The organism is Devosia sp. A369 (assembly GCF_054489345.1).
In genome coordinates this window covers 490217-503836 of sequence record NZ_JBTMWV010000001.1, presented here as the reverse complement: position 1 = coordinate 503836, position 13620 = coordinate 490217, and the positions used below count along the sequence as shown (strand labels likewise).

The 13620-nt window shown below is 64.0% G+C and carries 7 protein-coding genes; 6 read left to right on the top strand and 1 reads right to left on the bottom strand.

Annotated elements, in window-relative coordinates:
• The first annotated feature begins 136 nt into the window (after window positions 1-136).
• From acs to ACX3OZ_RS02500, 5 genes are all read left to right on the top strand, one after another.
• Window positions 137-2080 carry an acetate--CoA ligase gene (gene acs, locus ACX3OZ_RS02520; protein WP_459103752.1) on the top strand — a complete coding sequence of 648 codons (1944 nt, stop codon included), beginning with the start codon at window positions 137-139 and terminating at the stop codon, window positions 2078-2080.
• Window positions 2081-2529: 449 nt separating this feature from the next.
• Window positions 2530-3621 carry a glycoside hydrolase family 3 N-terminal domain-containing protein gene (locus ACX3OZ_RS02515; protein ID WP_459103836.1) on the top strand — a complete coding sequence of 364 codons (1092 nt, stop codon included), beginning with the start codon at window positions 2530-2532 and terminating at the stop codon, window positions 3619-3621.
• Between the two features lie 110 nt (window positions 3622-3731).
• Entirely contained in the window at window positions 3732-4529 is a 798-nt protein-coding gene (locus ACX3OZ_RS02510) for a UDP-2,3-diacylglucosamine diphosphatase (RefSeq protein ID WP_459103835.1), read from the top strand.
• A 251-nt stretch (window positions 4530-4780) separates the two neighbouring features.
• On the top strand, window positions 4781-5962 hold the full coding sequence (locus tag ACX3OZ_RS02505) for an MFS transporter (RefSeq protein WP_459095007.1): 1182 nt from the start codon (window positions 4781-4783) through the stop codon (window positions 5960-5962).
• 95 nt (window positions 5963-6057) lie between these two features.
• Window positions 6058-7260: an MFS transporter gene (locus ACX3OZ_RS02500; protein ID WP_459095008.1), complete on the top strand. Its 1203-nt coding sequence runs from the start codon at window positions 6058-6060 to the stop codon at window positions 7258-7260.
• Between the two features lie 93 nt (window positions 7261-7353).
• Here ACX3OZ_RS02500 and ACX3OZ_RS02495 read toward each other — a convergent pair whose 3' ends face one another.
• Window positions 7354-12819, bottom strand: coding sequence for an apolipoprotein A1/A4/E domain-containing protein (locus ACX3OZ_RS02495; protein ID WP_459103751.1), 5466 nt, complete (start codon window positions 12817-12819; stop codon window positions 7354-7356).
• Window positions 12820-13180: 361 nt separating this feature from the next.
• Between ACX3OZ_RS02495 and ACX3OZ_RS02490 the strand changes: the two genes are divergently transcribed.
• Window positions 13181-13573 carry an Hpt domain-containing protein gene (locus ACX3OZ_RS02490; RefSeq protein WP_459095010.1) on the top strand — a complete coding sequence of 131 codons (393 nt, stop codon included), beginning with the start codon at window positions 13181-13183 and terminating at the stop codon, window positions 13571-13573.
• Window positions 13574-13620: the final 47 nt, after the last annotated feature.

Sequence of the window (13620 nt, the reverse complement as noted above, 5' to 3'; positions counted from 1 at the left end):
AGCGTCGATCCCCGGTGCAGTTAATGCTGCCTAGCGGCAAATAGGGGGGAACTACGCATTAAGTCGCGAGCCCAAGGCCTTGCCCGGCGCGGACCTGACCAGTAGAACGGGTCCGGGAGAGACCAAGGAGGACAGTATGAGCGAGCAGCTCGTATTTCAGCCGAGTGCGGCTGCGATCGCACGCACCCATGTTACCAAGAGCCAGTATGACGCGATGTATGCGCGTTCGATCAGCGACCCCAACGGGTTCTGGGCCGAGCAGGCGCAGCGCATCGACTGGATCACGCCCTTCACCAAGGTGAAGAACACCAGTTTTGCCTATCCCGATGTCTCGATCAAATGGTTCGAGGACGGGGTGCTCAACATTTCCGCCAACTGCATCGACCGGCATCTGGCGACGCGTGGCGATGAGGTTGCGATCATCTGGGAGGGCGACACGCCCGGCACCGATGAGAAAATCACCTATAAGCAGCTGCATGAGCGGGTCTGCCGCTTTGCCAACGTGCTCAAGGCCCAGGGCGTCAAGAAGGGCGACCGCGTCACCATCTACATGCCGATGATTCCGGCAGCGAGCTACGCCATGCTGGCCTGCGCCCGCATCGGCGCGGTGCATTCGGTGGTGTTTGGCGGCTTCTCGCCTGAAGCCCTCGCCGGCCGCATCGATGACTGCCAGTCCAAGGTGGTCATCACCGCCGACGAAGGCCGTCGCGGTGGCAAGACGATTCCGCTCAAGACCAATGTCGACAAGGCCCTGGAAGGCCACTCGACGGCTGAATCGGTCATCGTGGTGCACAGCACCGGCGCCGATGTGCCGATGACTTCAGGCCGCGACGTCTGGCTGCATGAAGCCGAGACCAATGTCTCTGCCGATTGCGCGCCCGAGCCGATGAATGCGGAAGATCCGCTGTTCGTGCTCTACACCTCCGGTTCGACCGGCAAGCCCAAGGGCGTGCTGCACACCACCGGCGGCTATATTGTGTGGGCTTCGCTCACCCATGAGCTGAATTTCGACTATCGCCCGGGCGAGGTGTTCTGGTGCACGGCCGACGTCGGCTGGGTCACCGGGCACACCTATATCGTCTATGGCCCGCTGGCCAATGGCGCGACCACGCTGATGTTCGAAGGCATTCCGAACTACCCCAATGTGGGCCGGTTCTGGGATGTGGTGGATAAGCACAAGGTCAATATCTTCCACACCGCCCCCACGGCGATCCGTGCCCTGATGGGCGCTGGCACCGAATATCTGGAAAAGGCCGATCTCAGCTCGCTGCGCCTGTTGGGCACGGTGGGTGAGCCGATCAATCCGGAAGCCTGGCTGTGGTATCACAAGAATGTCGGGCGCGGCCGCTGCGGCATCGTCGACACCTGGTGGCAGACCGAGACCGGCGGCGTGATGATCACCCCGCTGCCCGGCGCGACCGCGACCAAGCCGGGTTCGGCAACCCTGCCATTCTTCGGCGTCCAGCCGGTGGTGCTGTCGCCCGAGGGCGTGCTGCAGACCGAGACGGTGGCCGAAGGCGTGCTGGCGATCAAGGATAGCTGGCCGGGGCAGGCGCGCACCATCTGGGGCGATCATGATCGCTTCGTCTCGACCTATTTCGAGACCTATAAGGGCTATTATTTCAGCGGCGACGGCTGCCGCCGTGATGAGGATGGCTATTTGTGGATCACCGGTCGCGTCGATGACGTGATTAACGTATCCGGCCACCGCATGGGCACCGCCGAAGTTGAAAGCGCGCTGGTCAGCCATCCCAAGGTCAGCGAAGCGGCCGTGGTCGGCTATCCGCACGACATCAAGGGGCAGGGCATTTATTGCTATGTCAGTCTGATGGAAGGCGAAGTGGGCGACGATACGCTCAAGGCCGAGCTCAAGGCCTGGGTGCGCAAGCAGATCGGGCCGATCGCCACGCCGGACCTGCTGCAGTGGGCGCCGGGCCTGCCCAAGACCCGCTCCGGCAAAATCATGCGCCGCATCCTGCGCAAGGTTGCCGAGAATGAGTTCGGCTCGCTCGGCGATACCTCGACGCTGGCCGATCCCGGCGTGGTCAATGAATTGATCGAGAACCGGCAGAACCGCTAGGGTTTTACGGACTGATATAGGTCGCCCGCCCGGACGCGCTCCGGGCGGGCGGCTTTTTTTTTGTGGCGTGGTGGTGGGCGGCCGCAGTGAGATGGGGGCACCGGCAGATCTCAGAATTGGCCCCCACACCCTGGTTGGGGCGATATCTCAAGACGCGCCCATGCCGTGCAGCCCGCAGCCAGTTAGGCGCTCTCGCGCGACAACGCTCAAAAATTGCTGGTGCTGGAAAATGAGTAGGGCGGGGCTCCCAAGTTCCCCGCCCGAGGTAACGACGTTGTGGACCGAAAGGTTGAAAAACGGTCCACGCCCCTAGTCACCAATCTTTAAATTGCCACATAGTTCAACGTGGCACATCCCCCAAATGGGGGAGTCGCGGGGCTGCCATTGTTTTGGCTGCTTTAGCCGGTCATCGTCACATAGTGATTCGAGTCCGGACGGCCCCCCAAGTGATGTTGTATTTCCGCTGCCTTGCCGCTGCCTTCGCCCTGCTGGTGCTACCTGTCGCCACCAGCAGCGCCGCGACCCTGGAACAGATGGCCGGGCAGATGATCGTGGTGGGTTTCCAGGGCACCAGCGTCTATGCCGCGCCGGTCGCGGCGCTGCGCGAGGAACTGGCCGCGGGTCGACTGGGCGGCATCATGATGCTCAAGACCAATGTGAAGAGCCTGCCGGCGGTGGCGGCGATGAATGCGGCGTTCCGCGAGGCGTCGCCTGAGTTGCCGCCGTTCATCACCCTTGATCAGGAGGGCGGGGCGGTCGAACGGCTGACCAAGGATGTGGGGTTCAAGGAAATCCCCACTGCCGCCAGCATCGCCGCCAACAACACGCCGGCCGAGGCCGAAGCCATCTATGCCGGCATGGCGGACGCCATCGCCGAGCTGGGATTTACCGTCAATTTCGGCCCGGTGGCCGATATCAAGCTCAACCCCAACAATCAGGTCATCGCCAAATTTGGCCGCGCCTATGGCAGCGATGCGGCGACCGTGGCGGCCTACGATGCAGCATTCATCAAGGCGCATCGCGCGGCGGGCCTGCTGACGGCGCTCAAGCATTTTCCCGGCCACGGTTCTTCGACTGCCGATAGCCATGAAGGCTTTGTCGACATCACCCAGACCTGGCAGGAGAGCGAACTCGAGCCCTATCGCCTGCTGCTGGCCGATGATCTGGTCGATATGGTGATGGTGGGCCATCTCTATCATGCCGATTATGCCGATGCGGGGGCCAAGACCCCGTCATCGCTGTCGCCGCAATGGATCGACGGCGTGCTGCGGAAGGACCTCGGCTTTGAAGGCGTCGTTATCAGCGACGATCTGGAAATGGGTGCGATCCGCGATCATTTCACGCTGGAGCAGACCGTCACCATGGCGGTGCGCGCCGGCATGGATGTGCTGTTGTTCTCCAACACGGCGAAATACCGCGCCAGCCTGGGGCAGGAAATCCTCGATATTCTCGTCGCCGAAGCCGAGGCCGATCCGGCTTTCGCTGCGCGCATCAAAGCCAGCTACGACCGGATCGTGGCGCTGAAGACAGGGATTCGCTGAGCGCCCGGAACGCCAGTCCCCAGGCTTTCCCCACCTTCTCGTCATCAGCGGTTCCCTCCCGGGCCAAGCGCGGATAAAGTGCGCCTCCTTGAAGCAGGAGTTTTTGCTTGATGGCGGATGACCGCGAAGTCCGACAGGTCCGGGCGATATTCATTTCGGACGTACACCTGGGCATGAAGCCAATCCGGGTCGGACAACTCATCGAATTCCTGCGTGCGCATGACGCCGAGACCATTTATCTGGTCGGCGACATCCTCGATGGTTGGCGGCTGGCCAAAACCTGGCGCTGGCCGACCGAGTATAATGTGCTGGTGCAGATCCTGCTCGACAAGGCCAATGCCGGTACGCGCATCATCTACCTGCCGGGCAATCACGACGAGTTTCTGCGCGAATATCTCGGCACCTATTTCGGCGAGGTCGAATTTGTCGACCGCACCATCCACACCTCGGCCTCGGGCAAGACCTACCTGGTGATCCATGGCGACCAGTTCGACGTGGTGGTGATGCATGCCAAATGGCTCGCCCATGTCGGCGACTGGGCCTACAACGCTGCCCTGCGCATCAATATCGCCATCAACTGGGTGCGGCGCCGGTTGGGCCTGCAATATTGGTCGCTGAGCGCCTGGGCCAAGCAGAAGGTCAAGAACGCCGTCTCGGTGATCGGGCGCTTCGAGGAAGCGCTGGTGCATGAGGCCAAGGAAACCGGCGTCGATGGCGTCATCTGCGGCCATATCCACTTTGCCGACATGCATGACCGGCTGGGCATTCACTACATCAATACCGGCGACTGGGTCGAAAGCTGCACCGCCATTGTCGAGAATTTCGATGGTGCGTTCGAGCTGCTGAAATGGACCGAGATGGTGGTCGGCGAACCCAAGAAATTCCGCCTGCGCAAGGCTGTGGGCTGAGGGCGACGTTAGGTTCGGCGGTCGGTCATAGTATCCAAACGCGCTGTCATCCTGGCCTTGAGCCGGGATCTAGCCTGAGATCTATTCACCGGCACGATCTCAGGATGGGCCTCGGCTCAAGGCCGGGGTGATGCCGTGGGTGGGGCGAGGTTCGCGGTTGGCCGCCGGCCGTGACCTGCTCCCTCTTGTAATGTCGGACAATGCGGGGCACGAAGGGTTCTGGGCGCTGATTTGCCCGGAGTTTATTCCCCATGCCTGCGGCACTTACGCGTTCGGCCAGCCCCGAGCTGCGCGCTTCGCTATACCAGTTCACCGTCTATCTGCCCGGCGCAGTCAGTTCGGTGTTTCTTGGCATCTGGCTGAGCCAGCGCGGGCTGCCGGCCGACCAGATCGGCATCGTCAATGCCGTTCCCATGCTGTGCCTGCTGGCCGTCAATATGCTGGTGGGGCGCTTGGCCGATCGCGCCAAGGACTGGCGCAATGTCATCATCATCCTGTCGCTGATCGGCGCGGCGGTCCCGATCGGGCTGTTCTTCGTCAATGAATTCTGGGGCATCGTTCTGGTCTGGGCGCTGTGCACCATGAGCAACGGCCTGATCCCGCCGATCATCGATGCGGCGACGGTGCGGATGACGCGGCGCAATGGCAGCGATTTCGGTACCATCCGCGCCTGGGCCACGGTGGGCTATGTGGTGGGCGCCGGCGGCATCGGCACGCTGCTGGCGGTGTTCGGGGCCGAGGCCTTCGTGCCGCTGTTCGTCGCCATGTCGCTGCTGCGCGCGGTGATTGGCCTGCTGCTGCCGCGCTTTCGCGCGCCGGATCATCAGAAAACGCTGGGCCAGGCCGGTCCCGGGCCAAAGCTGCGCGACTCGCTGAAACTGTGGTTCGTGCTGCCGCTGCTGGCTTTTGCGCTGATCAACTCCAGCCATGCGCTGATCGGCGGCTTTGGCGGGTTGTTGTGGGTGCAGAACGGGGTGCCCGACTATTTCATCGGCCCGCTGCTGGCGGTGGCGGCCTTTGCCGAGGCCATCGTGATGTTCGCGTGGCGGCGTTTTGGCGGTCGCATCACGGCGCGCAACATGATCCTGGCCGCCTGCATCGCCTCGCTGTTGCGCTTCATGGTGATGGCGTTCAATCCGCCGGTGGTGCTGCTGTTCTTCGTGCAGATGCTGCATGCCATCAGCTTTGGCGTCGGCTATTTCGGCGTGGTGCATTTCATCGCCAACTGGACCGACGAATCCAATGCTGCCGAGGCGCAGGGCTTTGCCAATATGCTGCAGCAGGGCGCCTCGGTGCTGTCGCTCGCCGCTTTTGGCTGGCTGGTGGTGCATTTTGGCAGCGCGGCCTTCTTGGCTTCGGCCGTGGTGGCGGTTCTGGGCGTGGTTTGCGTGCTGGTTTCGCTGCGCATCCGCCCGCCCAAGGACGCACATTGACTGCCTTGCTGAAATCGATATGGCTGGTCGGGGTCTGACCAGCTCCTGATTTGTCACCGGCGCTGCTGAGCGCGCTCATTTTCCGAGTATTAGCCATGTCGCTGCCTGCGGCGCCTGCCCGTATGACGCCCGAATTGCGCACCACGGCGTTCTATTTCACCTATTTCATGGGGCCGGGCGCGGCCGTGATGTTCCTGCCGATCTGGCTGAGCGAAAAGGGCATCTCGCCCGAGCAGATTGGCCTGATTAATGCCGTGCCGGTCTTCGCCATTCTGGCGCTCAACCTGATCGTCGGCCGGGTCGCTGACCGGGCCAAGGACTGGCGGCAGGTCATCATCATCGGCGCGCTGATTGCCGGCATCGTCCCGATCGGGCTGTTTTTCGTCAATGAATTCTGGGGCATCCTGTTGTTCTGGACCCTGGCCAGCCTGCCGGGCGGCGCCGTGGGGCCGGTGCTCGACGCCGCCACCATGCGAATGACGCGTCGCAATGGCAGCGATTTCGGCACCATCCGCGCCTGGGGCACGGTGGGCTATATGCTGTTCAACGCGCTGACCGGGTTTCTGGTGGTGTGGTACGGCTCGGATATTTTCGTGCCGCTCTTTGTCGGCCTGGCTTTGCTGCGCGCCGTCGTGTCGCTGCAATTGCCGGCGTTTCGCGCGCCGCCGGGGCAACCGACGATTGCCGGGGTGCGGCCGGTGGCGGGCAAGCTGACCGAGATCATCGTCAAGCCCTGGTTCTTCCTGCCGCTGGTCGGGTTTTCCCTCATCTATGGCACGCACCATATTCTGAATGCCTTCGGCTCGCTGCTGTGGAAGGAGCAGGGCATTTCCGAAAGCATTATCGGTCCGCTGATCGCGTTGGGCTCGGCTTCCGAGGCGGCGATGATGTTTGCGTGGCGGCGCTTTGGCGGGCGCGTCTCGGCGAGGCATATGATTCTCATTGCGGCGCTGGCCTCGGTGCTGCGCTGGGGTGCGATGGCGTTTTCGCCGCCGGTCGCGGTGCTGATACTGCTGCAGCTCACCCATGGCCTCAGTTTCGCGCTGGGCTATCTCGGCTGCGTGCATTTCATTGCCAACTGGACCAGCGAGGACATTGCCGCCGAAACGCAGAGCCTGTTCACGGTGGCGCAACAGGTGGCGTCGGTGGCGGCGCTGGTGGGTTTTGGCTGGGCGGTCGGCCTGTTCGGCGCCCACGCCTATTTCTTCTCGGCCCTGGCCGCCATCGTCGGCGCGCTCTGCATCTGGCTTTCCCTCCGCATGGTGCAGCCCAAGGATGACACGATCCAGACCGGGTGAGGGGAGCGTTGCTCCCGCCCCGGTCTCCTTTCATCTCCCCAAACAAAAACGGCCCCGGTTTCCCGGGGCCGTTTTTTGATCTGGAGGCTGAGCTTAGCTCAGGCGGCCGCTGGCGTGGGCAAGGGTGGTGTAGACCTTGCCGCGATCGCTGAGCAGATATTCGCGGGTCTCGGCAGCGGGGTGGGCGCCCGCGGCGGCGCGCTTCAGCAACTGTTCGAATTCGCTCATATAGGCCTGTGCGGTGCGGGCGAAGTCGGGCTCGCGCTGCAGCTTCTTGCGCACGTCATCATAAGTGCCCTGGCCAGCCAGGGTGTAGATGCGGCGCGAGAACACATTGGACTCGCCAGCCTGATAGCGGGCCCAGGCATCGCCCAGCGCCGCGTCGTCGATCGAGCGAGCGATCTCTTCGGTCAGGCCCGACAAGCCGTTCTGCGGCTGCTGGGGCTGGCTGCTCTGCTGCTTGGCCGTGGCGTTGCGCAGCACGTCACGCAGCCATCCACCGGCCTCGGCAGGCGCTGCTTCGGCTTCGGCGACCGGCTGGGGGACCGGCTGCTGCACGGGCTCGGGCGGACGCTCCATGGTGCGGATCGGGTCGGCCAGCGTCTGGCGGGCCGGCTCGGGGCGATAGGCCTCGCGTGCGGGGGCCGGCTCGGGCTGACGCGGCGGCTGATAGGCCGGGGCTTCGGCACGCGGGGCAGGGCGCGGCGAGGGGCGACGATCATTGAGATCATGCGTCGCCGGCTGGCTGCGCACGATGGCATTGAGTTCGCTCAGCGCTTCGATCTGCTCGGCCACGACGCGGCGCATGGCAGCGGCGCTGGCGCGGGTTTCCTCGGGCAGTTCGTTGACGCCGCGCGCCAGTTCGGCGCGGGTGGCTTCCAGCTCGCTGCCCACTTCCTTGGCCGTCTCGCGCATGGCGCGGGCGGTGTCGTTGAAGCGCAGGGTGGCTTCTTCGATGGCGCGCTGCATTTCGGCGACCATGTGCTGCTGGGCCTGCTGCAGGGCAGCATTGGCGCGGCGGCCTTCTGCATCGGCAGCACCGCGGAATTCGCCGAGACGGTCGCTGACCTCGCCCGAAGTCTCGTCCAGCGCCTGGCGGAAGGTGCCGGTGGTCTGGTCGATGGCGGAGCGGAGCTGGCCGATATTGGCGGTGACGGCGCTGCGCACCGAGGCCGAGCTGTCGTTGATGGTGTCGGCCAGCGTGCCGGTGGTGGCGTTGAGCACATCGGTGACATTGCTGGCGGTTGCGGCCAGCACATCGCTGACGCGGTGAGCATTGTCCTCGAGGGCGCTGTTGACCTGGTTGGTCTGGTCGCTGAGGGCCAGGCGCACCGTGGAGGCGGTCTGGTTGAGGGCGGTGGCAGCGGCATCGGCGGCGCGCTGCACGGCGCCATCGACCTGGCTGGCATTGCTCGACAGGGTCGAGGTGAAGCGCTCATTGGTGGAGTAGAGCGCGTCGGTGACGCTATTGGTCGAGGCCTGGATGGCTTCGGTGATGGTGCCGGTGGTCTGCTCCAGGGTTTCCACAACCGTGCCGGTGGTGGCGGTGAGCGCCTCGTCCATGGCGCGGCGGGCACCAATCAGGCGGCGTTCGGTATCGTTGACGGTATCGGCAATCGACTGGGCGAACATGCGCATGCGGCCATCGATATCGTCGGCGCGCGAGGCAAAGCTCTGTGCCAGCGCATCCATGGCACCACGGCGGTCTTCCAGCGTCTGCAGGGCATCGTCGCTGGTGAGGGCCAGGGCATTGGTGGCCTGGGCCATGTTGGCGGCTTCGCCATCGAGACGGCCCAGCACGCTGGAGAATTCGCCGACCATGCCGCGAATGGTGGCCTGCAGGGCCTCCACATGCTGGCTGACCATGGTGCCGGCCTGTTCGGTCTGGCCGATGGCCTCGCGCACGGTGCTGGAATAGGTCGAGGTCTGCTGGGCGACGCTGGTTTCCAGGTTCGCAAGATTGGCCGTGGAGGCGTCGAGCACGCGCTGCAGCAGCAGATTGGAGTCGTTGAGCTTGCCCAGTGCCGCCGTGACATCGGTGAGGATGCGGGAGGTCGACACGGCCATGATGGCCTCGGCTTCCTTGGCGTTTTCGCCCAGGGCGTCACGCAGCAGATTGCCATGGCTGTTGAGGGCGCCCTGCAACTGATCGGACTTTTCGCTGACCAGTGCGGCAAAGGCATTGGTGTGCTGCTCGACCGAGCGATTGATGGTGGTCAGGCGGGTCTCGATGGTGTCGACGGCGTCGACGGCCTTGACCGTCAGCAGCTGGTCGATATCGGTCGCGGCCACGCGGATCTGCTCCAGCGCGATGCGGACGGCCGAGTCCATGTGGTTGGCCGTGTTGGTGATGTCGGACGCGATATTCTGCGTCGCCGCGGTGATGCGGGTGGCGATGGTTTCTTCGATGCGGTCGGCGCCGGCTTCGAGATCGGCCATCGACTGGGTGATGGAGGTGTTGATCGAGGCATTGAGGGCGGCGAGGCGCTCGGCGGTGATGTCGGCGCGAGCGGTGATCGCCTCGGGGAGGGTGCCCAGACGCGAATCCACCATGTCGGTGATCGCCTTGCGGGCCGAGTTGACGCCGGTCTCGATGAGGTCGGCGGCGCGGCGGGCGCTTTCGCCAACTGTGTTGCTGGCGGCATCGATGCGCGCGGTGACGCCGTTTTCGGCATCGGAAATGCGGGCGATGGCGCTGTCGAGGCCCTGGCCGAGATTGCTGTTCAGCTCGGCCACCTTGTCGGTGATCAGCGACGACATGGTGGTGACGCGCTCGCCCATAGTGTCGGTGGCGGTGCGTAGCGAGCCGTCGATCTTGGCGCGGGCTTCCTCGCCCTGCTGGGCAATGGTGTCGGCCAGTTCGCTGGTGCGTAGGCCGATGGTTTCGCCGATCGAGGCGGTGTGGGTCGCCAGCGTGTCGCTGAGCGCCTGGGTGCGGTTGCCGAGGGCTTCGGACAATTGCTGGGTACGGGTGCCGACGGTCTGGGCCAGATGCTGGGTGCCGCCATCAAGGGTTGCACGCAGTTCGGCCGAGCGGCTGTCGAGTTCGCCGGTCAGCGTGCTGGTGCGCTCGCCGATTTTCGACGCGAGCAGGGTGGTGCGTTCTTCCAGCTGGCTGACCATGGAGGCCGTGCGCTCATCGAGCTGGCTGGCCATGGTGCCGGTGCGGTCGTCGAGCTGGGTGACCAGCGAGGCCGTGCGGCCATCGAGCTGATCGGCCAGGGTGGCAGTACGCTCGTCGAGCTGGCTGACCATGGTGGTGGTGCGCTCATCGAGCTGGGTGACCATGGTGCCGGTACGGTCATCAAGCTGAGTGACCAGCGAAGTGGTGCGTTCGTCGAGCTGGCTGGCCAGGGCGCCGGTGCGCTGCTCGAGTTCGAGCGACAGCGTGGTGGTCTTTTGGCTCAGCGTATCGGCGAGGCGCTGGGTGCGGCCGGCAATCGCCTGATCGAAGGCGCTGGTGCTGCTCGACAGGGTTTCGCCGAGTTCCTGGCTGCGCAGGCGGATGGCTTCGCTCATGTCGCGGCTGCGGCCGCCCAGGGTTTCGTCGAGTTCGAGTGCGCGGGTTTCAAGCGTGCTGGCGAGTTCGCCAGTACGGGCGTCGAGCGCACCGGTCAGTTCGCTGGTGCGGGTGGCCAGAATGTCGTCAATCGCCTTGGTGCGACCGTCTAGGGCTTCGGCGATGATGCCGGCATGGCCTTCCAGCGAATCCGAGATTTCGCGGCTGCGATTGGTCAGGCTTTCGGTAATGGCCTTGGTGCGGGCGCCGAGCACTTCGCTCAGCTCGCGGGTGCGGTCGGCCACGACATCGTTGAAGCGACCCGATTCCTCGTTGAGTGCCATTTCGAGCACATTGGCGCGGGCGGCAAAGCTGGTGCCCTGCGCTTCGAGGCGGGCAATGAGATTGTCGCCCTTGTCGCCGATGACGCCGTCCAGCGAATGCAGGCGGGTATCCAGAATGGCGGCGATTTCATTGAGGCGGGCGTCGAACTGGCCCAGCGAATCCTGGCCGGCGGTGGCCAGCGTGATGCGGGCGCGTTCCGAAGTGTCGTCCAGCGCGCCGTTGATTTCGATGACCGCCGATTGCAGGCGGCTATCCATGGCGTTGAGCTGGATGGAAACGGATTCGTCGAGCTGACGGGTGAGGGCGCTGAGCAGGACCTCGGCTTCGCGCGAGCGGCCGGTAATGTCGTCGGCAATGCGCTGGCCGATCATGTCCAGCCCGCCGGTGACTTCGTGGCCGCGTTCGCGCAACTGGTCGAGCAGCGAGGCGCCGCCATCGGTCAGCAGCGTCGACAGCGATTGAGTGCGCTCATCAAGAGCAGCCGAGAGTTCGCCGGTGCGCTGTTCGATCAGCCCGGCAATCGCGCCGGTGCGGTCTTCGAACGAGCCGGTGAGGGCGGCGGTGCGGGCTTCGATCTGCTGGGTGCGCGAATCGATGGCATCGGCAATCGAGTGCGAATGGCTGTCCAGCGCGTCGGTCAGCGAGGCGATGCGGCTTTCAACGCCGGCATTGAGGTCGGCGGCGCGCGCGTCGAGCGTGCGGGCCATGGCGCCCGTCTGGTCCTCGAAGGTCAGGGCCAGGCGGCTGGCGCTGTCATCGAGCGAGGAGATGAAGTCGGTGGTGCGATTGTCGACCAGCGCAACAAAGCTCTCGGTGCGCTCGCCAAAGGAATTGGTCAGCGTGTTGCCGGCGGTTTCAAGCGCGCGGGTCAGATTGCCCCCGCTTTCAACGATGGTGCCAGAAATGCGCTGGCTGATCATGTCGAGGTCAAACACCAGACCGGTATGGCTCTCGGTGATGGCTTCGCGCACGCGCTCGGTATTGGTGAGCACGCTTTCGCGCTGGCTGGCCAGTTCGGCGATCAGCGCACGCATGCGCGATTCATTGTCCGAATAGGTGCGTTCGAGCGCGGTGACTTCGTTGTGGATCATCACTTCGAGTTCGCCGGCACGCGACAACGCGCGTTCCAGCCCATCGCCCAGTGCATTGACTTCGCGGCGCACGGCTTGGCCGACGGAAGCGACCTTGTCGGCGGCGGTGACTTCGGGCTCGGCCAGGCGAATGGCGGCCTGGGTGATGGAAGAGGCGGCGTTGCGCAGATCCTGCGCGCGGCGGAACAGGGTGGCGACGGCAAAAAAGCCGAGCACGGGCAGGAACAGGATGGCGACCAGAGCAATGAAGTCGATGGTGCCCATGAACTGGCCGAAATTGCCCATTTGCGGGCCATAGCGCAGCCAGGCGACGGCGCCGGCGACGGCTAGCCAGACAATCGACAGCACCAGCGCAATCCAGGCCGGGGCGGCCGAGGAGCGATTCTGCAGATTGTAGAGCAGCTTGGAGGTGGGGAAGCGGTCGTCATTGGCGACGCTGCCGGCCTGCTGGGCGATCTTGTCGGCGGCGCGCAGACGCTCGGAGCGGGCGCTATCTGACGGCTTCTTTTCCGTAGCCTGCGGGGGAGTGCTGTCGAGGTTGAACACCGACTCCTTGAGGGCATCTTCGACGGCTGAGAAGGCCAGCGCGGCGGGATCGTTACTGGGGGTCAGATTCTTCGCCATACTCTTTACAACTCTCGCGTCGGCTTCACAGCGATCAGGCGGACGATGGAAGTTGTCATGACTCTCCACCCGTTTCCGGGCTGGTGGTCATTTGGAAACAATTCGATGCAAATGCCCCGCATCATTCCCCAACCGTCGCCGCCGCGCGCTGGTTCAAAGCCCATTAATACATTCAATTTTACGCAAACCGAGCGCAAACTTACCCAAAGGTTAATTTTTTGGGGAAGGTCGGCGCCATCACAAACCGCAAACAAAGGCGAAGATGTGGCTTAATCACCTGTTCACCCGGCCGATTTACGTTGGAGGCGTGGTATTGTCCGGCTGTTTCGGACGCGTCGCCGCACGAGTACAGGAGCCAAGAATGGCGCAGCAATCCGCAGCGATCGATGATCTCGATCAGGCCCCCCATGCGCGGGCCATGCGCCCCATCGACATGGTTCATCTGGCCAAGCAATGCCTTGGCGATGAATATCTCGAATATGAAATCCTGCGGCTGTTCGACACCACGATCAGCACCTATTTCACCCGGCTCGAACTGGCGAGCAGCTATGACGATCTGGCGCTGAACCTGCATTCGATCAAGGGTGCGGCCAGCGGCGTCGGCGCCTGGACCATTGCCGATCTGGCCAAGGCCGCCGAAGTCGAAATCCAGGCCGGCCGCCCCCTGGCTCCTGAACACATTGCCGACATGGCGGTCGCCATTGAAGAGGTGCGCGCCTTTATCGCCCGCAAGCTGGCCGACGCGCCCGAGTGATGCGAGGGAATCAAATGGGGCGGACACCCCGCCACATTTGACCCGTT